This is a genomic window from Aquabacterium sp., from assembly GCF_034003525.1.
Taxonomy (GTDB): domain Bacteria; phylum Pseudomonadota; class Gammaproteobacteria; order Burkholderiales; family Burkholderiaceae_C; genus Aquabacterium.
Genome location: NZ_JAVEYN010000007.1, coordinates 80936 through 101045, shown reverse-complemented (window position 1 = coordinate 101045; position 20110 = coordinate 80936). Strand labels below are relative to the sequence as shown.

The following is a 20110-nucleotide window of genomic DNA, read 5'->3' as shown; positions in this document are numbered from 1 at the left end:
GAGCCCCACACCCCACCTACACCATGGCTGGTGTCGCTGGCGACCCAAGGAGACCTTGTGACCGCTTGCACGTATGTTAATGCGAATCATTCGCAAATAGTAAATAACCAAGCCATCGACAGGGATAAACTCAGTTGTCGTCGCGCAGGTCCTCGCGCTGCTGGCGCTGCCAGACCTTGAGGCGGGCGTCCATCACGCTCAGCTCGATCACATCGGCCGCATCGGGGCGACGGAAGCGCTGGTGCGCACCCTGGATCCGGTCGATGGCGCCGGGCAGGTCGCCCAGCGCTGCGGTGGCTTCGGCATCGGCCCGGATGGCGCGCAGCGGTTGTTCCAGTCGGCGCCACAGTTCCGACAGCAAGGCCCAGGCGGCGGCATCGTGCGGGTGCTGGCTCAGATGGGTCTGCAACTGGTTGGCCGCGTCACGCCACTGGTTTGCCTGGCTGCCCGACGCGGGTTGCGCCAGCGCCAGACGCGCGTTCAGCAGCAACTCGGGGCGACCGGCCTCGGGCGCCGCCATCGGCGAAGCCAAAGCGGGGCGTTTCAGCGCGGCCACCGCCTCCCGGGGACGCTGGGCCTCGAGCAGCCCTTCGGCCTCGCTCAAGGTCAGAATGCGCCACACCAGGGGTTGTTGGGACGCCGGCAGGCTCAAAGTGGCCTGACGTGCCTGATCCATGGCCGCAGTGGCTCCGGCGGTCTGGCCTGTGCGTTGCTTGGCCAAGGCCACGGTGTAGTGCACACGCACCCGCTGCAGCGCGCTGGCGCCCTCTGGCGGGGTCAAGGTGGCCAGGCGGTGCAAGGCATCGCTGCGCGGGTCCATCAGCACCTGTGCGCGTGCCGACATCAACGCATGCCAGGCTGTGCGCTGGTGCTCCGACGGTCGCGCTCGCAGCGCCTGGGTCCAGCCATCGGGCCCCATGCGGGCGCGGGCCTCGCCAATGCGCTCGCTGGTCAGCGGGTGGGTGCGCAGATAGGGAAAGCTGCCGTCGTCATTGAGGCGCGAAGCCTGTTGCAGGTGTTCGAACATGCGTGCCATGCCGCCGGGCTCAAAGCCGGCTTCCGACAACACTGTGAATCCGACCCGGTCGGCCTCGCGCTCCATGTCACGCGAAAAGTTCAACTGCCCCTGGATCGTGGCCGCCTGACCGCCATAGATCAGGGCCTGGGCGGCGGCCGGGTTGCGGCTGGCCGCCAGGATGCCCAGCACCATCGAGGCCATGCTCATCCACGAGGTGCGCGCCTGCTGCCCCATCATGCGGGCGATGTGGCGTTGCGTCACGTGCGATAACTCGTGCGCCAGCACCGAGGCCAACTCGTCCGTCGTCGTGGTCATCGCCATCAGGCCCAGGTGCACCCCGATGTAGCCCCCGGGCAGCGCAAACGCGTTCACCGACTTGTCGCGCACCAGGAAGGGCTCCCAGGCGTGGCTGTCCTCCAGATCCGGGCCGATCTCACCGCGCTGGCGGCCCGCCCTCAGCAGGTCATCCCACAGCGCCTGCACATACTCCAGCACCAGTGGATCGTCGATCACGGCCGGGTCGCTGCGGATGGCGCGCATGATGCGGTCCCCCAGGCGGCGCTCGGCCCGGGGCGACAGATCCTGCCCCACCGAGTCACCCAGCGCGGGCAGGTTCAGGGGGGCGGGAGGCGTGCGTGCCTCCTGCGCCAGCACGCCGGTGCTCACCGGCACGGCACACAGGACCATCGCCAGCGCGCACGGCCAGCGTCTCAGACGCTGAAGCGGAGTCGGTGTCAGTGGTGAGGGAGGGGCTGGGCGGCCCGAGGTAGGAAGCGAAACCATGAGCGCGTGATTCAAGGCGGACGCTGCAGTATGCTGCGAAGCGATGTCCTTGAGAGCCTGCGGGTGTCTCAAAGTTCGGATGCTTGAACTTCTTTACGCAGCCTGCCTGCCGCACCATGACCGAGTTGACCCATTTCGATCCCCAGGGCCAGGCCCACATGGTGGACGTCTCCGCCAAGGCCGCCACCGTGCGGGTGGCAGTGGCCCAGGGCCGCATCGTGATGCTGCCCAGCACCCTGGCGCTGATCGCTGACGGTCGGGCCGGCAAGGGAGACGTGCTCGGCGTGGCGCGCATTGCCGCCATCCAGGGTGCTAAGCGCACGTCTGACCTGATCCCGCTATGCCATCCGCTGGCGCTGTCGAAAGTGGCCATCGAGTTTGAACTCGACGAAGCGGCCAGCGCCGTCACCTGCCGCGCCACGGTGCAGACCGTGGGACCCACCGGGGTGGAGATGGAGGCCCTCACCGCCGTGCAGGTGGGCCTGCTCACCATTTACGACATGTGCAAAGCAGCGGAGAAAGGCATGCTCATCACCGACGTGCGCCTGCTCGAAAAGCAAGGCGGCAAGTCCGGGCACTGGCAGGCCGCCTGACAAGGTCGGCCGCTCACCACGCGCCCCCTCAGGGCAGCAACTCCCGCCAGGCGTAATGCCGCTGCGGCGGCGCGCACTGGAAGGGCGCCTCCTGGCCTGGCGTCGGCGGGGCATCGCAGGCCGCCAAAAAGGCCTTGGCCGACCCATTCTTGAACTCCTTCAGCCGTGCCACGACAAAGCGAGCCTTGTCGACCTCGCCATGCTCGGCCAGTGAGCGGGCATAGGCCATCATCAGGCGAGCATCCAGCAGGTTGTGCAAGGTGCGGCGAAACGCCTGCGGCGGCAGGCTGGGGTCGTCCTTGTCCGCCACCGTGACCTCGGCATAGTCGGCCTGATAGCCCCACCAGGGCATCTGCTTGGCAAAGGCGATGCGACGATCCAGACTGGAGGCCCCGGGGCGCGGTGCATAGATGTTGGCCGCCGCCTGGTAGTCGAGCGCGCACCAGATGGCCATCAGGGCCATTGCCACGCCGCCCGCCAGCCGCCAGCGGGGACGGGCGGCCTCGGCCTCACGCGCCGCGCCCTGGCGAGCCGCCAGGCCCAGGCCCCAGGCAAAGGCGGTCGGCAGCAAGAAGTAGCTGTACCACAGCGGGTACTCCAGCAAGCTGTGCAGCCCGGCGGTGGTCACGATCACGGCTGCCGCGCCCACGGTGGCCGGCTCGCCCGTCTGACGCTCCCCCTCCGAGCCCGGGCGCACCAGGGCCCACCAGCCCCACAAGGCCAGTACGCTCAACACGACGGCCGCTGGCAGCCCCAACTCCACCGCCCACTGCAGCACCACGTTGTGCGTGTGGTCGAAAAAGGCCACGGGCCGGGTAGGGAAGGGCGTCAGGGTCCACGCGAGGTTGAACTCGCCGTAGCCCACGCCCCACCAGGGGTGCTGCTGGATCAGGCTCAGCACATTGGCCCAGATCTTGAAGCGCGACGAGGAAATGTCGCTACCGTCATGCAAGCGAGTCTCACCGGCGAAGGCCACGGCCCGGTCGGCATGGGCCAGCAGCCACATCCCGCCCCACCAGGCGCCGTACAGCAGGGGGGCGGCCGCCAGCGTCACGCGCAGCGTGCGGGGCAGGCGGCGGTCCAGCACGCCCCACGCCGTCAGAAAGACCATGGCCACCATGCCGGTGCGCGAGGCCGTCATCACGATGCCACCAATGCACAGGGCCACGCCCAGCGCCGCCACACCGGGCAGCAGGCGCCGCCGCGCGCCGAGCCAGGCCATCCCCGCTGCGGCAAACACCAGCAAGGTGCTGAAGTGATTGGGTTGGCGCAGGTTGCCCACGGCGCGGCCGGCCATGTTCGGCCGGGCGATGAAGTTGCCATCGGCCCAGCCGGGCAGGAACACCTGCACCGCTGCGAGCAGCAGGCCCACGGCCCCGGCTGCGGCCAGGGCCGCAAAGAACAGCTCGGCGATGCCGTCGCGCGTGACGGCGCGACCCTGCCGCCAGCCACTGTGAAACACCAGCAAGGCCGCCAGACTCAGTCCGCCGCCCATCAGGCTCAGTCCGATCGGCAGCGTGCCGAACCCCCAGGAGCCGAACGCGGCTGCGGTCAGCACGGCCAGCAAGCCAGTCAAGGCGCAGCGGCCGGCCTGGGCGCGCGGCGGGGCAGCCAGGTCCGCTCCACCGGGCACGCGACCCATCCAGGCCAGCCACAGCCCCCAGCCCAGCACCGCCAGGGCCTGGTTGTAAAACGTCACGGAGGGCGGGTCGTGGGCCGCAATCAGGGTCGGGGCCACGATGGCCAGCAGGGCCCAGGTCCACCCGGCGGAGGACTGGGCCAACGCGGCGCTTGACGGGTGCGAAGTGCCAACATCAGGTGTGCTCATGGACCGCTATTGTCGGCCCAGTCGGGCCGTCAGATTGACCTGTCTCAAGAGGCGAAATCTTTTCCGGGAGAAGTGTCGTTGATCCAGACAAACCCCCATGTCATGCCCTTGTCATCGGGCCTGGACATGGGCACACTGGATTTCCGGGTGGCGCTCAAAGCACCTCTCAGGTGCCCAGTCAGCCGGTTGTTTTGAAACCCCTGCTCTCGAAAGGAGGCAGTATGAATTTGACGATCAGTGGCCACCATCTTGAAGTGACTCCCGCCCTGCGCGAGTACGTGATGACCAAGCTGGAGAGAGTGACCCGTCATTTCGACCAGGTCGTGGACATCACGGTGTTGTTGTCGGTTGAAAAGCAAAAGGAAAAGGAACGTCGCCAAAAAGCGGAAGTCACTTTGCACGTCAAGGGCAAGGACATTTTTGTGGAGAACGCCCACGAAGACCTCTACGCTGCCATTGATCAGCTGATGGACAAACTGGACCGTCAGGTCTGCCGTCACAAGGAACGTACCCAGGATCATCACCACGAATCCATCAAGCACCATGACCTTGGAATGGATGCCATGCAATAAGCACGCGGCAACCCGCGTAGCGAGCAGTGTGCTTGGTGCGACCTGATTGCGGGTCGCCGGCGCAGGTGAGCACCAAGTTGACGGCCCTCAGGGGCCGTTTTTCGTGGGCGAACGGTGGGGAAAACGCATGCCGCTTGCTGCGGCGCAGCATTCGGCGCAAAATCCTGTGAAACCCGTATCTTTTCCTATAATCCGCCGCTCACCCTCCCCGTCGCCGGGGCATGGCCTTTGCCGTCCAGCCTGCCTATCACCAGATGAACCGTCTTTCCGCTATCCTTCCCGTCAGCCAGGTGCTGGTGGACGTGGACGCCACGAGCAAGAAGCGCGTCTTCGAAGCGGCAGGCTTGCTGTTTGAGAACCAGCACGCCATCGCACGGGCCACCGTGACGGACAACCTGTTCGCCCGTGAACGCCTGGGCTCCACCGGGCTGGGGCATGGCGTGGCCATCCCGCATGGCCGCATCAAGGGTTTGAAGCACCCGCTGGCGGCGGTCATCCGCCTCAGCCACCCCATCCCCTTTGATGCGCCGGATGACGAGCCCGTCAACCTGCTGATCTTCCTGCTGGTGCCCGAGGCCGCCACCCAGAGCCACCTCGAGATCCTCTCCGAGATCGCCGAGATGCTCTCCAACCGCGAACTGCGCGAGCGGCTGCGCACCGAGGCCGACGCCGTCGAGGTACATGGCCTCATCGAGCGCTGGCGTCCCCTCAAATCGGTAGCCTGAGCGGTCCGCGGGCGTGCGTTTGCGGCATCATGCGCTTGTGAGTAGGATGCCCCCCACCTTATGCCCGTGAGCCTCAAAGAACTTGCCATCATCAGCGCTGAGGCGCTGTTCGAAGCCAACCGATCGGCCCTGCATTGGGAGTGGGTGGCCGGACACGCCCACCCCGAGCGTCGGTTTGACGAAGCTGCGGTGCAGTTTGCCCAGTCGGCCGCTGATCTGGTGGGCTACCTGAACTACATCCACCCCTATCGGGTTCAGATCGTCGGGCGCCGCGAAACCGCCTACTTCACGAACGCCACCCCCGAGGACCAGGAGCGTCGCATCCAGCGCATCGTGACCCTGGAGCCGCCCGTGGTGGTCGTGGCCGATGGCGAAGCCCCTTCCGACAAACTGATGGCCATGTGCGGGCGCGCGGGCATCCCGCTGTTCGTCACGCAAGAGCCGGCCGGCCATGTCATCGACGTGCTGCGCGGCTACCTCACCCACCACTTTGCCGAGCGCATCACCCGCCACGGGGTCTTCATGGACATCCTGGGCCTGGGCGTGATGCTCACCGGCGAATCCGGCCTGGGCAAGAGCGAACTGGGGCTGGAGCTGATCTCGCGCGGTCACGGTCTGGTGGCCGATGACGCCGTCGACCTGTACCGCGTCTCGCGCACCGCCATCGAAGGTCGCTGTCCCGAGTTGTTGCAAAACCTGCTGGAAGTGCGCGGCATCGGTCTGCTTGACATCAAGGCCATCTTTGGGGAAACGGCGGTGCGTCGCAAGATGCGCCTCAAGCTCATCGTGCATCTGGTCCGCAAGGAAACCATGGAGCGTGAGTTCGAGCGCCTGCCCTATGAGCCTCTGTATGAAGAGGTGATGGGCGTGGCCGTGCGCAAGGCCGTGATCGCCGTGGACGCCGGCCGCAACCTGGCCGTGCTGGTCGAAGCCGCCGTGCGCAACACCGTGCTGCAACTGCGCGGCATCGACACCTACAAGGAATTCACCGAGCGCCACCAGCGCGCCATGGAGCGCGGTGGCCTCTGAGGGGGTCAACCGTGATGGTGGGCGTGCCCGCCAGTGCCGCCCTTGGCCTGGCATTCCGGGCGATTGCAAACCACGTACAGTGACAGCGCGTGGTCCTGCAGCTTGTAGCCGCGCTCTTCGGCGATCTGCTGCTGACGCCGCTCGATCTCGGCGTCGTAGAACTCTTCCACACGGCCACAGTGCACGCACACCAGGTGGTCGTGGTGCTGGCCTTCGTTGAGCTCGAACACGGCCTTGCCAGCCTCGAAGTGGTTGCGTGACAGCAGGCCGGCCTGTTCGAACTGCATCAGCACGCGGTAGACCGTGGCCAGGCCAATGTCCGACCCCTCATTGAGGAGGACCTTGTAGACCTCTTCGGCCGTCATGTGGCGCTGCGCAGCCTGTTGAAAGACCTCGAGGATCTTGATGCGGGGCAAGGTGGCTTTGAGCCCGCTGCTCTTGAGTTCTTCTGCGTGATTCATCGTGGGCTCCATCGTGCGGGCAGTACCTGATCGGCGCCGCTAGAATGCCCAATGATATCGACATGGCTCCGACCTTTGAAACCGTCGGGCCATCTTGGTGCGCCTTTTGTGTCCTTCCGTATGAACCGAGCCTCTTCCATGACGCAGACCCCGCTTCGCCGAGTCCTCCTTGCCTTGGCCCCCGTCGTGCTGTTGACCGCCTGTGGCAGCACCGGCAACGTGTCCTGGAGCAAGCCCGAGACCCTGTTCGGGCTGCTCGAGCCCTACCGCATCGACGTGGTGCAGGGCAACGTCGTCACCCAGGAGGTGATGGCCCTGATCCAGCCGGGCCTGGGCCGTGCGCAGGTGCGCGAGATCCTGGGCACGCCGCTGCTGGCCGACCCCTTCCATGCGAACCGCTGGGACTACGTCTTCACCATCCGCCGCCAGGGCGTGCCCGACCAGAAGCGCACCATCACCGTTTTCTTCGAGAACGACGTGGTGGCCCGCTTCGACACGGCCGAACTGCCCTCCGAGAACGAGTTCGTCGCCTCGATCGCCAAGCCACTGGACCGCAAGGACGCCCCCGCGAACCTGACGCCCGAGCAGATCGCCAAGCTGCCCGTGCCTGTCCAGACACCGGCGGCCACCCTCAGCCCCCAGGGCGCGGTGCGCAGCTACCCGCCGCTGGAAAGCGGCAGCCGCTGAGTTTCTGCTGCCCCCTGTTGTTGCCTTGTTTTTCAGGCTCCGTTCAACGGGGCCTTTCCTGACCGTCTACCGAGTATCCGCATGAGCACCGCCGCCTCCATCCCTGCCAGCCACCCCCACCACGCCATCGCGATCGCGGGCGCATCGGGCCGCATGGGGCGCATGCTGATCGAAGCCATCCAGAACGCCCCGGATGCCCGCCTGGCTGGCGCGCTCGACATTCCCGGCAGCCCGGCGCTGGGCGCCGATGCGACCGCCTATCTGGGTGTCCAAAGCGGTGTCGTCATCACCTCTGACCTGCACGAAGGCCTGAAGAACGCCAAGTACCTCATCGACTTCACGCGTCCCGAAGGCACCCTGGCCCACCTGCGCGTCTGCCGCGAGCTGGGCGTCAACATGGTCATCGGCACCACCGGTTTCACCGACGCGCAAAAAGCCGAGATCCAGGACGCTGCGCGCGACATCGCCATCGTCATGGCCCCCAACATGGCCGTGGGCGTCAACGTCGTCTTCAAGCTGCTGGCGCAGGCCGCCAAGGCGCTGAAGGAAGGCTATGACATCGAGATCATCGAAACCCACCACCGCCACAAGGTCGACGCCCCCAGCGGCACGGCCCTGAAGATGGGCGAGGTGGTGGCCGAGGCCGTCGGGCGCGACCTCAAGGAATGCGCGGTCTATGGCCGCGAGGGCGTGACCGGCGAGCGCGACCCGTCCACCATCGGTTTTGCCACCATCCGCGGGGGCGACGTGGTGGGCGACCACACCGTGCTGTTTGCCGGCATCGGCGAGCGCATCGAGATCACGCACAAGTCTTCCAGCCGTGCCACCTACGCGCAAGGCAGCCTGCGCGCCGTGCGTTTCCTGGCCAACCAGCCCCATGGCCTGTTCGGCATGGACGACGTGCTGGGGCTGAAGTAAACCAAGCCGCGCGCACGCCACCATGCAGGGTCTGGCAACGTACTGGTACCAGGCGGACACCGTGGGCCGAGCCGTGGCCTTGGTGCTGCTGCTGATGTCCATCAGCGCCTGGGCGGTCATTTTCTGGAAAGCCTGGCTGCTGGCGCGGGCGCGCCGTGACCTGCGTGTGGGCACGACAGCCTTCTGGCGCGCCGCCGATCTGGCCTCCGCCCGTTCGGCCCTGCAAACGCTGGACCGCGACGGTGTGCTGCTGCCCCTGGTGGACGCCGCGCAGGCCCCCGAGGCCCCTGGCACCTTGGCCACCCGGGCCTTGCCCGAAGCCCAGTTCACCCGCCGCCTGCGCGACAGTCTGCATGGCGTGCTCGTGCGCTTGCAGGCCGGTCAGGTGCTGCTGGCGTCGGTGGGGGCTGTGTCGCCCTTTGTGGGCCTGTTCGGCACGGTTTGGGGTGTGTTCCACGCCATGCAGGCCATCAGCCAGTCGGGCTCGGCCGCGCTTGATCAGGTTGCTGGTCCGGTGGGCGAAGCCCTCATCATGACGGCGGCGGGCCTGGCCGTGGCCATCCCGGCGGTGCTGGCCTACAACCTCTTTGGCAAGCGCATCGGGCAAATTGAGGCCGACCTCGAAGGCTTCGCCCTCGACCTGCGCGACACCTTGCTCGGCCGTCCTGACTGAGGCAACGTCACCATGGCTTTCGGCCGCCTGACACGCCCCCAGGGCCAGCGCCCCTTCAGCGACATCAACATGACGCCGCTGATCGATGTCATGCTGGTGCTCCTGATCATCTTCATGGTCACGGCCCCCCTGCTGACGGCCCGCTTGCCGCTGGACCTGCCCAAGGCCGATGCGCCACCTGCCGCCGCGCCGCCGGCCGCCCTGCAGGTGGCCTTGCGGGCCGACGGGCGCGTCTACCTTGACGAGCGGGAGAGCACGCTGGCGGTGCTCGCCAGCCGCGCGGCCACCTTGGCGCGCCAGCGGCCCGACACCGAGGTGCAACTGCGCGCCGACCAGAGCGTGCCCTACGGTCGCGTCGCCGAGCTCATCGGCGTGATCCAGCAAGCCGGCCTGCAACGCGTCGCCTTCGTCACCGAAGCGGCGCCTGGCGCCACACCGGCACCCTGATCTTCGCCGGTGGCCCTCTGCCTGCGCGGTGTCGGCTCGACACGACAGCGCGGCACCTCCTGCATGGCGGGCTGGCACAGCCACGTTGATGCGGCGCACAATGGGTTCACGTTGACTGTTGGTCAGGACCTGAGATGGCAGCCCCGAAGTTCCCCACCCAGCGATTCGACCAGGCCGATGCGGCCCTGGCGTATGTGACCCAGCTCTACGACGCGCAGATCGCGCACCTGCGTGAGGCCTTGCAGCGTTTCGTGGCGGGCGAGACCTTCCGGCATCCGGTGCGCGCCAAGTACCCCTTCGTGCGCATCCACACCGACACCGTGGCCCGCGCCGACTCGCGCCTGTCCTACGGCTTTGTGGCTGGCCCCGGCACCTACGAAACCACGCTGACCCGGCCCGACCTGTACGCCAACTACTACCGCGAGCAGTTCGAGCTGCTGCTGGGCAACCACGGCGTTTCGCTCGAAGTGGGGCTGGGTAGCGACCCCATCCCCATCCACTTCAGTCTGGGCGAGCACCAGCACCTCGAAGGCAGCCTCACGCCCGAGCGTCGCCTGCTGTTGAGCGACCTGTTCGATCTGCCCGACCTGGCCTCGATGGACGACGGCATTGCCAACGGCACCTATGACCGACGCGGCGGGGCCCCCCGACCGCTGGCGCTGTTCACCGCGCCGCGCGTGGACTACTCGCTGCACCGCCTGCGCCACTACACCGGCACCTCGCCCGAGCACTTCCAGAACTTCGTGCTGTTCACGAACTACCAGTTCTACATCGACGAGTTCGTGCGCATGGGCCACGAGTTGATGCGCCATGCGCACGATCCCGCCCATCCGCGTGACGACGATGACTGCATCGCCTTCGTCGAGCCCGGCAACGTCATCACCCGCCGGGTGGGGCAGGCGGTGGAAGCCATTGACGCCCAGGGCGCAGTGCCGCCGCGCCTGCCGCAGATGCCGGCCTACCACCTGGTGCGCAAGGACCGCAGCGGCATCACCATGGTCAACATCGGGGTGGGGCCGGCCAACGCCAAGACCATCACAGACCACATCGCGGTGCTGCGCCCGCATGCGTGGCTCATGCTGGGCCACTGCGCCGGTCTGCGCAATTCACAGCAACTGGGGGACTACGTGCTGGCCCACGGTTACGTCCGTGAAGACCATGTGCTCGACGAAGACCTGCCGCTGTGGGTGCCGATCCCGCCGCTGGCCGAAATCCAGCTGGCGCTCGAAGGCGCGGTGGCCGATGTGACCCAGCTGCATGGCTACGAGCTCAAGCGCATCATGCGCACCGGCACCGTGGCGTCCACCGACAACCGCAACTGGGAGTTGTTGCCGCAGCGCGAGCCCGAGCGGCGTTTCAGCCAGAGCCGCGCCGTGGCGCTGGACATGGAAAGCGCGACCATCGCGGCCAACGGCTTCCGCTTCCGGGTGCCCTACGGCACCTTGCTGTGTGTAAGCGACAAGCCGCTGCATGGCGAACTCAAGCTGCCGGGCATGGCCAACCAGTTCTACCGCGAGCGGGTCGATCAGCATCTGCGCATCGGGCTGCGCGCCCTGGAGCGCCTGCGCGCCAACCGCGCGGAACAGCTGCACAGCCGCAAGCTGCGCAGTTTTGCCGAGGTGGCGTTTCAGTGAGTGGTGGGGCCTCAAGGGGCCCCACCACTCACGCGGCTTTCAGCTCGCCGTGCAATTCGTGAGCCGGCGCGACCTCGCGGCGGATCTGCTCGCCCGCCAGTTCGGCTGCCACACGCAGGTCGTACGCGGTTTGCAGGTCCATCCAGTACTGCGGCGAGGTGCCGAAGTAGCGGGCCAGACGCAGGGCCGAGTCGGGGCTGATGCCGCGGCGTTCGCGCACGATGTCGTTGACACGGGGGGCAGGCACATGCAGGCGGATGGCCAAGCCGCTGGCCGACAGGCCTTGGGGTTCCATGAACTGGGCGCGCAAGATCGCGCCGGGGTGTACTGCGGGGGTGGTCGTCATGAGGACTCAGGGTTGCTCGTCGAGATGCAGGGGATCGTATGGGGTTTTCCCTGATTTGATTGTCGTTTGAGTGACAATTTGATGTGATCCATCTAACTCAGGCACAGAAGTGTCCGAAAATCCTCTGATCACGACCATCATCCCGACATGAAGCCGCGCTCGGAGCCCACCCCCACCAACCTCCTGCCGGCCCTCCAGACCCATCGCTGGTTTGCCAGTTGCCCCGCGCCTTTTCAGGAGGCCCTGATCGCGCGCTCGCGTCTGGTCTACCTGCAGGCAGGCGAAAGCCTCTTCAGCCGTGGGGGCCAGCCCGAGGCCCTGTGTTGCGTGGTCGCTGGCGCGCTCCGGCTGGGGTCGGTCAACCCGGCCGATGGCAGCCAGCGTCTCACGCTGTACGTCGAGCCCTATCAATGGTTCGGCGAAATCGCCCTGATCGACCAGTTGCCGCGCAGCCAGGACGCCGTGGCCGACATCGCCTCGACGGTGCTGGTGGTCTCGCGCCCGCTGATCGAAGCCTGGCTGGAGCTGCACCCCCAATACTGGCGCGATCTGGCGCGTCTGGCCTGCGGCAAGCTGCGCCTCATGCTCACGGCGCACGAAGACAACGCCAGCCTCTCGCTGGAGCAGCAACTCGCACGCCGCCTGCTGTTCTCCGTCACCAACTTCGGGCAGGCCACCCAGGGCGCGGCGCGCCGGCATGTGCGGCTGCCTCAGGCCTATCTGGCGCGCATGCTGGGCGTGTCCCGCCAGACCATCAACAAGCAGCTGCGCGCCATGGAGCGTGAGCGCGTGCTGGTGCTGCGCTACGCCGAGATCGAGATCATCGACATGCCGGCCCTCGTCGCCAGGGCTGGCGCCATCGATCCGGCGCTGGTGCAGTCTTTCGACCCGATGGCGCCTGCGGGCACGCCGCCCGCCTCGCCGGCGTCCGATCAGCCGCGCTGAGCGGCTTTCACCCGAACCCGGCTGGCCGCGGTGCGGGCTTTGGCGCGGGCGGCCTCCACGTCCTCGGCGGTGGCCAGCGCCACGCCCATGCGGCGCTTCACAAAGCTCTCAGGCTTGCCAAACAGGCGCAGGTCGGTGCCCGGTTCGGCCAGCGCTTCGGCCACGCCTTCGAACACCACGTCCTGGGCATCCACCCCGCCGTAGATCACCGCCGACGCCCCCGGGGCCCGCAAGCGGGTGTCCACCGGCAGCCCGAGGATGGCGCGTGCGTGCAGCTCGAACTCGCTTTGCACCTGGGTGCCCAGCGTGACCAGACCGGTATCGTGCGGGCGCGGGCTCACCTCGCTGAACCACACCTGGTCGCCCTTGACGAACAGCTCCACCCCGAACAGGCCTTGACCGCCGAGGTTGTCGGTCACCGCCTTGGCGATGTCGCGAGCCCGCTGCAGTGCCGTCGGGCTCATCGGGTGGGGTTGCCAGCTCTCCACATAGTCACCGCTGACCTGCAGGTGGCCAATCGGCTCGCAGAAATGCGTTGCAATCTGGCCTGCCTCGGCGCCACGCCCGGCGGCGCGCACCGTCAGCTGCGTGATCTCGTAATCGAAGTCGATGAAGCCCTCGACGATGACCCGGCCATGGCTGACACGCCCGCCCTCCATCGCGTAGTCCCATGCGGCGGCCACATCGGCGGGGCCATCGATCTTGCTCTGGCCCTTGCCCGACGAACTCATCACCGGCTTGACGATGCAGGGGTAGCCGATGCCGGGCTGGCCGTCGAGGCCATCGATGGCGGTCTGCAGCTCGGCCAGCGAGTCGCAGAAGCGATAGGGGCTGGTCGGCAGGCCCAGGGTCTCGGCCGCCAGGCGGCGGATGCCTTCGCGGTCCATGGTCAGGCGGGCGGCCCGGGCTGTGGGGATCACGCGCACCACACCAGCCGCTTCCAGCTCTTCGAGCACCGGTGTGGCAATCGCCTCGATCTCTGGCACCACCAGATGCGGGCGCTCGGCTTCGATCAATGCGCGCAGCTGCGCCGGGTCGCTCATCGTGATCGTGCGGGCGTGGTGGGCCACCTGCTGGCCGGGCGCGTGCTCATAGCGGTCCACCGCGATGGTCTCCACCCCCAGCCGTTGCAGCGCGATCAGCACCTCCTTGCCCAGCTCACCTGATCCCAGCAGCATGACGCGGGCGGCCGAGGGCGACAGCGGGGTACCCAAAGAGACGGACTGGAGGGCAGAGGACATGAGGCGATCCTGTCAGGCAAAAGTGGAGGGGAGTGGTGGGCTCGATTGTCGCCTGAGCCGCGAATGCGGCGATGATGGGCGCCTTCCCGTTTGGTTCTGCTTTCCATGTTGTCGACCCCTGGCCGCATTGGCGTGATCGCCGCCCTCCCTGAAGAACTCCAGTCCCTGCTCGATGCCATGCCCGATGCCGAGCCCGTCCAGCGCGCCGGCCGCACCTTCTGGTGCGGTCACCTGCAGGGCCGTGACATCGTGGCGGTGCTCTCGCGCATCGGCAAGGTGGCCGCGGCCACCACCACCACCGTGCTGCTCACCGAGATGGCCTGCCGGCAGATCATCTTCACCGGCGTGGCCGGCGGCCTGGGCGCCGAGGTGCGCGTGGGCGATGTGGTCGTGGCCGATGCGCTTGTGCAGCACGACATGGACGCCTCTCCGCTGTTCCCGCGCTACGAGTTGCCGGGCCTGGGCGTCAGCCGCCTGCACCCACCCGCCGATCTGACCGCCCGCGTGGTGAGCGCCGTGCGCGAAGCCCTGAGTCCCTACGCGCTCAGCGTCAACGGCCCCTTGCGGGATGTGCACCTCGCCACCCTCGGTCTGAGCCAGCCGCGTGTCCATCAGGGCCTGATCGCCAGCGGGGACCAGTTCGTCAGCGCCGCGGCCGACTGCGACACGCTGCGCCACCACCTGCCGGGCGTGCTGGCCGTCGAGATGGAGGGGGCGGCCGTCGCCCAGGTCTGCCACGACTTTGGCGTGCCTTACGTCGTGCTGCGCACCATTTCCGACCGAGCCGACGAGTCCGCACACGTCGACTTCCCGCGCTTCGTTCAGGCCGTGGCTTGCCGCTACGCCCTGGCCATGATCGAAGCCCTGCTGCAGTCCGACCGCGGGTCTTGACGCATGACGGCGGCGGGCGGCGTGCGGCATGCTGTGGGCACCGCCGTTGTGCACCGGAGTTGTCATGAGCCGCTACACCTCGTTCCGCGACTTTTACCCCTTCTATCTGTCCCAGCACGCCGACCGCACCTGTCGCCGCCTGCATTTCGTCGGCTCCTGGCTGGTGCTGCTGGTGCTGTTCACGGCCATCACCACCGGCAACTGGGCCTGGCTGTGGGGGGTGCCCGTGCTGGGCTATGGCTTTGCCTGGGTGGGGCACTTCTTCTTTGAGCGCAACCGGCCGGCCACCTTCACCTATCCGCTCTACAGCCTGATGGGCGACTGGGTGATGTTCTGGCAGACCCTGACCGGCAAGCTGCGTTTCTGACGCCTCTGAGCAGCGGGCACAAAAAAGCCCGAGGGCCGGGGCCGTCGGGCTGAGAGGCGCGCACCGCAGCAGCAGTGCGCGAAAGCGTTTTGTAGGTCTCAGAACGGAATGTCGTCGTCCATGTCGTCAAAGCCAGTCGACGACTTCTGAGCCGGGGCGGGCGCAGGTGCCGGACGCTGAGCAGCGGCCGGACGCGCTGCCGGGCGGCTCGGTGCCGACGGGGCTTCCTGGCTGTAGTCCTCGGGGTTGCCACCCTGGCCGCCGCCATAGCCACCACCGCTGCCGCCTTCACGGCCACCCAGCAGTTGCATCTGCTCGGCCACGATTTCGGTGGTGTAGTTGTCCTTGCCGTCCTTGTCCTGCCACTTGCGGGTCTTGAGGCGGCCTTCCACGTACACGGGGCGGCCCTTCTTCAGGTACTCGCCGGCAATTTCGGCCAGTCGGTCGTAAAACACGACACGGTGCCATTCGGTCTCCTCGACCTTGTCGCCGCTGTTCTTGTCTTTCCAGTTGCGGGTGGTCGCCACCGACACGTTGCACACGGCAGCGCCGCTCGGGGTGTAACGCACTTCGGGGTCGCGGCCCAGGTTGCCGATGAGGATGACTTTGTTGATGGAGGCCATGGCCTGATTCCTGATGGGTGATGGTTGGTTAAAAAGGGTGCCGTTAGTTAGCCCGGCGATTATGACCGTTGCCTCCGACCTGTCCAGTCCTCAGGAAGAGGGCACTCCTTCAGGTGAGCCGGGTTGCCCCTTGGTATCCTTCGATACCGTCCACCCTTCTCTTCAGGATTTCCCCATGTGTCAGCTGCTGGGCATGAACAGCAACACGCCCACCGACATCGTGTTCAGCTTCTCGGGCTTTGCCACGCGCGCCACCGAGCACGCCGACGGCTTTGGCATCGCCTTTTTCGAGGGGCGCGGCGTGCGCCTGTTTGTCGATCACCAGGCGGCAGTTGCCTCGCCCGTGGCCGAGCTGGTCAAGCACTACCCGATCAAGAGCCTCAACACCATCGCCCACATCCGCAAGGCCACGCAGGGCCATGTGTCGCTCGAAAACTGCCATCCTTTTGTGCGCGAGCTGTGGGGGCGCTACTGGGTGTTCGCCCACAACGGCAACCTGGTCGATTTCGAGCCCAAGCTGCACAGCACCTTCAAGCCGGTGGGCGACACCGACAGCGAGCGCGCCTTTTGCTGGCTCATGCAGGAGCTTGCCAAGAGCCACGCTGCCATGCCCTCGGTGGCCGAGTTGAACCACACCCTGGGCGAGCTGGTTCCGCAGGTGGCGCGCCACGGCACCTTCAACTTCATGCTCAGCCAGGGCGAGGCACTGTGGGTGCATTGCTCCACCCATCTGCACTACCTGCTGCGCCAGCACCCCTTTGGCCACGCCCGCCTGCAAGACCAGGACGTGGAAGTGAACTTTGCTGAACACACCCAGCCCGGCGACCGCGTGGCCCTCGTGGCGACCGAGCCCCTGACGCGTAACGAAGCCTGGGTGGCGATGCACAAGGGCCAGTTGCTTGCCTTCGTAGGCGGGCAACCGGTCTGAAGCGCTCATTCAAAGTAAGGCGTGACGACTTCAGCGTGGCGCCATGCGCAACGCGCCATCCAGGCGGATCACCTCGCCATTAAGATAATCGTTCTCGACGATGTGGCGCACCAGAGCCGCGTACTCGTCCGGCTGCCCCAGGCGGGCCGGGTGGGGTACGGTGGCGGCCAGCGAGGTCTGCGCCGCTTCCGGCAAGGAGGCCATCATCGGCGTGTGGAACACGCCCGGCGCCACGGTCATCACCCGGATGCGATCACGCGCCAGATCACGCGCGGCGGGCAGCGTCATCGCCACCACGCCGCCCTTGGAGGCGGCATAGGCCACCTGACCCATCTGCCCATCGAAGGCCGCGATCGAGGCGGTGTTCACGATCACCCCACGTGAGTCGATCTCACCGGCGTCCGCACGGGGTGGCGAGGCCAGCATGGCGGCCACCGCCAGGCGCATCATGTTGAAACTGCCCAGCAGGTTCACTTGGATCACCTTCTGGAACGAGGCCAGTTGATGCGGGCCGTCACGCCCATGCACTTTCTCGACGGCGGCCACGCCCGCGGCGTTGACCAGCACGTCCAGGCGACCAAAACGCGTCATCGTCTGGTTCACGGCGGCGCCGGCCTGGGCCTCGTCGCTCACATCGGTGGCTTGCCACAGCCAGCGCTCACCCTGCGGGTCACGCAGGCGCAAGGGGTTATCGTCCCGCGGTGCGGCGCGGTCGGCAATCAGCACCCGTGCGCCGGCTTCCCAGGCCATCAGACTCACGGCAGCCCCCAGGCCGGAACTGCCTCCGGTGACCAAAACCACGCAATCCGCCAGCTTCATTCAGACTCCTTTGTCACCCACCTATGGGCGTTCATCCGTTTTTAACACCACCGGTCCGGGCCGGCCAATGGCATCATCCCGGCCTGCATCACCGCCGCAGTTTGAGCCTTCGCCCATGAGCATCGAGAACCTGAACTGGGACCTCCCCCAGTTGCCCTACACCCTGAACGTCACCGTGCAGGAGTCCCACATCGACCTCATGCGCCACACCAACAACGTGGTCTACCTGCAGTGGCTCGAAGACGTGGCCTGGGCGCACTCGACCGCCCTGGGCCTTGGCCCACAAGAATATGAAGCGCTGGGGCATGGCATGGTCGTGCGCCAGCACGAACTCAACTACCTGGCCGCCACGCGCCTTGGCGAACGCATCGTGCTGGGCACCTGGCTGACCCGGGCCGACAAGCTGACGCTGCAGCGCCACTACCAGTTCATCCGCGAAGACGACGGGCTCACCGTGTTCCGGGGGCGCTCCGAGTTCGTGTGCGTGGACATCGCCGAAGGCAAGGTGCGGCGCATGCCCCCAGCCTTCGTGGCCGCTTACACCGGCGCCCTCGTGGAGCCCAAGCTGTGAACTCTCGCGGACCGCTGGCCATCCTGCAGGAAGTCTTTGGCTACACCGCCTTCCGGGGGCAACAACAGGGCATCGTCGACCACGTCACTGCCGGGCACGATGCCCTGGTGCTGATGCCCACGGGCGGCGGCAAGAGCCTGTGCTACCAGGTGCCCGCCATCGCCCGTCACCGGGCCGGCAAGGGCGTCACCATCGTCGTCTCGCCCTTGATCGCGCTGATGCACGACCAGGTCGGCGCGCTCGAAGAAGTGGGCGTGCACGCCGCCTTCCTGAACAGCACCCTCAGCCTGGAGGACACCCAGCGCATCGAGCGCGAGATGATGGCTGGTCGCATGGTGATGCTCTACGCCGCGCCCGAGCGGGTCACCAACCTGCGCTTTCAGGCGCAACTGGCCAGCTTGCATGAGCGCGGTCTGCTCAGCCTCTTCGCCATCGACGAAGCGCACTGCGTCAGCCAGTGGGGGCACGATTTCCGTGAAGACTATTTGCAGCTCAGCGTGCTGCACGAGCGTTTCCCGGACGTGCCACGCCTGGCCCTGACCGCCACCGCCGACGACCACACCCGCGCCGACATGATCGAGCGCCTGCAACTGCAGGACGCCCGCGTCTTCATCAGCAGCTTCGACCGCCCCAACATCCGCTACACCCTGGTCGAGAAGAACAACCCGCGCCAGCAACTGCTGCGCTTCATCCGCGACGAGCACGAGGGCGATGCCGGTATCGTCTATTGCCAGAGCCGCCGCAAGGTGGAGGAAACCGCCGACTGGCTGAACCAGGAAGGCCTCACCGCCTTGCCGTATCACGCCGGGCTCGACGCCAAGGTGCGCCAGCGTCACCAAGACCGCTTCCTGCGCGAGGACGGCATCGTCATGGTCGCCACCGTGGCCTTCGGCATGGGCATCGACAAGCCCGACGTGCGCTTTGTCGCCCACCTGGACCTGCCCAAGAACATCGAAGGCTACTACCAGGAGACGGGCCGGGCCGGGCGCGATGGCGGTGAGGCCGACGCCTGGCTTACCTACGGCTTGGCCGACGTGGTCAACCAGCGTCGCATGATCGACGAGAGCCCCGCTACCGACGACTTCAAGCGCATCCAGCGCGGCAAGCTCGACGCTCTTCTGGCGCTGGCTGAAGCCCATGATTGCCGGCGTGTGCGTCTGCTGAGCTATTTTGGCGAGGCCAGCCAGCCTTGCGGCAACTGCGACAACTGCCTGCGCCCCCCCGCCACCTGGGATGGCACCGACGCGGCCCGCAAGCTGCTCAGCTGCATCTACCGCTTTTGGCAGCATGGCCAGCAGCGCTTTGGCGCCGGCCACCTGATTGACGTGTTGCGCGGCAAGGAGACCGACAAGGTGCAGCAATACGGCCACCAGAGCCTGAGCACTTTCGGCGTGGGCGCCGACCTGTCCGAAAACCAGTGGCGCGCCGTGCTGCGCCAGCTCATTGCCCTGGGCCATGTGGTGGCCGAAGGCGAGTACAACACCCTGGCCCTGACCGACAGCGCCCGCGCCGTGCTCAAGGGTGAGGTGCAACTGACCTTGCGTGAAGCTGCTGAGGCCCCGCGTCGCAGCAAGGCTGCCAAGGGGGCGGGTAAGCCCGCCGCCCCGGTCGATCTGACGGGTGACGCCCTGGCGCGCTTCGGCGACCTGCGCGCCTGGCGCGCCGAGGTCGCCCGCGAGCACAACCTGCCGGCTTACATCGTCTTCAACGACGCCACGCTGGCCGACATGGCCCGCATTGCGCCCCAGACTTTGGGCGAGCTGGGGCAGATCAGCGGCGTTGGGGTCAAAAAGTTACAGGCGTATGGCGAGCAGATCCTGCGGGTCCTGAAACCCTGAACCTCGCCAAAAAGTGTTGCCGTTTGGCAACGAAATCACGTAAATTTCGGTCGCTCCCTAGGGGGAGCCAACGGATTTGTCCGGCTTTGGCTTGGCCCGACGCGCGTTTACTGTGCAGAATCAGTCCATCAGCTTCGGCTTGCGCCCCAACATGGCGTGACAACGCACCAAGC

Annotated in this window: 22 protein-coding genes; 15 read left to right on the top strand and 7 right to left on the bottom strand. The window is 66.9% G+C overall.

All coding sequences use genetic code 11. The annotated features are described in order from the left end of the window. Positions 1 to 130: 130 nt before the first annotated feature. Positions 131 to 1705: a M48 family metalloprotease gene (locus tag RBT42_RS06270; protein ID WP_320363203.1), complete on the bottom strand. Its 1575-nt coding sequence runs from the start codon at positions 1703 to 1705 to the stop codon at positions 131 to 133. 212 nt (positions 1706 to 1917) lie between these two features. Here RBT42_RS06270 and moaC point away from each other — a divergent pair, with 212 nt between their 5' ends. Continuing rightward, the gene (moaC, locus tag RBT42_RS06265; RefSeq protein WP_320363201.1) at positions 1918 to 2394 is read left to right on the top strand and encodes a cyclic pyranopterin monophosphate synthase MoaC; all 477 of its coding nucleotides are present in this window, start codon (positions 1918 to 1920) and stop codon (positions 2392 to 2394) included. A 28-nt stretch (positions 2395 to 2422) separates the two neighbouring features. Here the strand turns inward: moaC and RBT42_RS06260 are convergent, their stop codons facing one another. Further along, positions 2423 to 4222 carry a PglL family O-oligosaccharyltransferase gene (locus RBT42_RS06260; protein ID WP_320363199.1) on the bottom strand — a complete coding sequence of 600 codons (1800 nt, stop codon included), beginning with the start codon at positions 4220 to 4222 and terminating at the stop codon, positions 2423 to 2425. Between the two features lie 221 nt (positions 4223 to 4443). Between RBT42_RS06260 and hpf the strand changes: the two genes are divergently transcribed. From hpf to hprK, 3 genes are all read left to right on the top strand, one after another. Beyond that, complete coding sequence (hpf, locus tag RBT42_RS06255) at positions 4444 to 4794, top strand: ribosome hibernation-promoting factor, HPF/YfiA family (protein ID WP_320363197.1); 351 nt, start codon at positions 4444 to 4446, stop codon at positions 4792 to 4794. A 254-nt stretch (positions 4795 to 5048) separates the two neighbouring features. Further along, a complete protein-coding gene (locus RBT42_RS06250; protein WP_320363301.1) occupies positions 5049 to 5519 on the top strand; it encodes a PTS sugar transporter subunit IIA in 471 nt (156 codons plus the stop codon). A 66-nt stretch (positions 5520 to 5585) separates the two neighbouring features. Beyond that, a complete protein-coding gene (gene hprK / locus RBT42_RS06245; protein ID WP_320363195.1) occupies positions 5586 to 6548 on the top strand; it encodes an HPr(Ser) kinase/phosphatase in 963 nt (320 codons plus the stop codon). Positions 6549 to 6553: 5 nt separating this feature from the next. On the opposite strand, the gene fur is transcribed toward hprK, so the two are convergent. Beyond that, positions 6554 to 7009 (bottom strand): ferric iron uptake transcriptional regulator, encoded by a 456-nt coding sequence (gene fur / locus RBT42_RS06240; RefSeq protein WP_320363193.1) that lies wholly within the window; start codon positions 7007 to 7009, stop codon positions 6554 to 6556. A 138-nt stretch (positions 7010 to 7147) separates the two neighbouring features. On the opposite strand from fur, the gene RBT42_RS06235 reads away from it, so the two are divergent. The 5 genes from RBT42_RS06235 to RBT42_RS06215 all read left to right on the top strand — a co-directional run bounded on the left by RBT42_RS06235 (position 7148) and on the right by RBT42_RS06215 (position 11368). Then, positions 7148 to 7696, top strand: a complete 549-nt coding sequence (locus RBT42_RS06235; RefSeq protein WP_320363191.1) for an outer membrane protein assembly factor BamE — start codon at positions 7148 to 7150, stop codon at positions 7694 to 7696. Between the two features lie 81 nt (positions 7697 to 7777). Next, a complete protein-coding gene (gene dapB / locus RBT42_RS06230) occupies positions 7778 to 8614 on the top strand; it encodes a 4-hydroxy-tetrahydrodipicolinate reductase (RefSeq protein WP_320363189.1) in 837 nt (278 codons plus the stop codon). Between the two features lie 22 nt (positions 8615 to 8636). Next, positions 8637 to 9287, top strand: a complete 651-nt coding sequence (locus RBT42_RS06225) for a MotA/TolQ/ExbB proton channel family protein (protein WP_320363187.1) — start codon at positions 8637 to 8639, stop codon at positions 9285 to 9287. 12 nt (positions 9288 to 9299) lie between these two features. Continuing rightward, positions 9300 to 9734 (top strand): biopolymer transporter ExbD, encoded by a 435-nt coding sequence (locus RBT42_RS06220; protein WP_320363185.1) that lies wholly within the window; start codon positions 9300 to 9302, stop codon positions 9732 to 9734. Between the two features lie 134 nt (positions 9735 to 9868). After that, entirely contained in the window at positions 9869 to 11368 is a 1500-nt protein-coding gene (locus tag RBT42_RS06215; RefSeq protein ID WP_320363183.1) for an AMP nucleosidase, read from the top strand. 28 nt (positions 11369 to 11396) lie between these two features. Here RBT42_RS06215 and RBT42_RS06210 read toward each other — a convergent pair whose 3' ends face one another. After that, complete coding sequence (locus RBT42_RS06210) at positions 11397 to 11714, bottom strand: HigA family addiction module antitoxin (protein WP_320363182.1); 318 nt, start codon at positions 11712 to 11714, stop codon at positions 11397 to 11399. A gap of 147 nt (positions 11715 to 11861) precedes the next feature. On the opposite strand from RBT42_RS06210, the gene RBT42_RS06205 reads away from it, so the two are divergent. Continuing rightward, positions 11862 to 12659, top strand: coding sequence for a Crp/Fnr family transcriptional regulator (locus tag RBT42_RS06205; protein ID WP_320363181.1), 798 nt, complete (start codon positions 11862 to 11864; stop codon positions 12657 to 12659). Here the strand turns inward: RBT42_RS06205 and purT are convergent. After that, the gene (gene purT / locus RBT42_RS06200; RefSeq protein ID WP_320363179.1) at positions 12647 to 13900 is read right to left on the bottom strand and encodes a formate-dependent phosphoribosylglycinamide formyltransferase; all 1254 of its coding nucleotides are present in this window, start codon (positions 13898 to 13900) and stop codon (positions 12647 to 12649) included. The two genes, RBT42_RS06205 and purT, sit on opposite strands and share 13 nt — an antisense overlap. A 105-nt stretch (positions 13901 to 14005) precedes the next feature. On the opposite strand from purT, the gene RBT42_RS06195 reads away from it, so the two are divergent. Both RBT42_RS06195 and RBT42_RS06190 read left to right on the top strand, forming a co-directional pair. Then, on the top strand, positions 14006 to 14791 hold the full coding sequence (locus tag RBT42_RS06195; protein WP_320363177.1) for a 5'-methylthioadenosine/adenosylhomocysteine nucleosidase: 786 nt from the start codon (positions 14006 to 14008) through the stop codon (positions 14789 to 14791). A gap of 64 nt (positions 14792 to 14855) precedes the next feature. Next, complete coding sequence (locus RBT42_RS06190) at positions 14856 to 15158, top strand: DUF962 domain-containing protein (RefSeq protein ID WP_320363175.1); 303 nt, start codon at positions 14856 to 14858, stop codon at positions 15156 to 15158. Between the two features lie 98 nt (positions 15159 to 15256). On the opposite strand, the gene ssb is transcribed toward RBT42_RS06190, so the two are convergent. Further along, entirely contained in the window at positions 15257 to 15781 is a 525-nt protein-coding gene (gene ssb / locus RBT42_RS06185) for a single-stranded DNA-binding protein (RefSeq protein WP_320363173.1), read from the bottom strand. Positions 15782 to 15956: 175 nt separating this feature from the next. Between ssb and RBT42_RS06180 the strand changes: the two genes are divergently transcribed. After that, positions 15957 to 16709 carry a class II glutamine amidotransferase gene (locus tag RBT42_RS06180; protein WP_320363171.1) on the top strand — a complete coding sequence of 251 codons (753 nt, stop codon included), beginning with the start codon at positions 15957 to 15959 and terminating at the stop codon, positions 16707 to 16709. A gap of 30 nt (positions 16710 to 16739) precedes the next feature. On the opposite strand, the gene RBT42_RS06175 is transcribed toward RBT42_RS06180, so the two are convergent. Next, entirely contained in the window at positions 16740 to 17528 is a 789-nt protein-coding gene (locus RBT42_RS06175) for an SDR family NAD(P)-dependent oxidoreductase (protein ID WP_320363169.1), read from the bottom strand. A 115-nt stretch (positions 17529 to 17643) separates the two neighbouring features. Between RBT42_RS06175 and RBT42_RS06170 the strand changes: the two genes are divergently transcribed. Beyond that, positions 17644 to 18099, top strand: coding sequence for a thioesterase family protein (locus RBT42_RS06170; protein WP_320363167.1), 456 nt, complete (start codon positions 17644 to 17646; stop codon positions 18097 to 18099). Further along, complete coding sequence (recQ, locus tag RBT42_RS06165; RefSeq protein ID WP_320363166.1) at positions 18096 to 19937, top strand: DNA helicase RecQ; 1842 nt, start codon at positions 18096 to 18098, stop codon at positions 19935 to 19937. Before RBT42_RS06170 ends, recQ begins: the two co-directional genes overlap by 4 nt. The last annotated feature ends 173 nt before the right edge of the window (positions 19938 to 20110 follow it).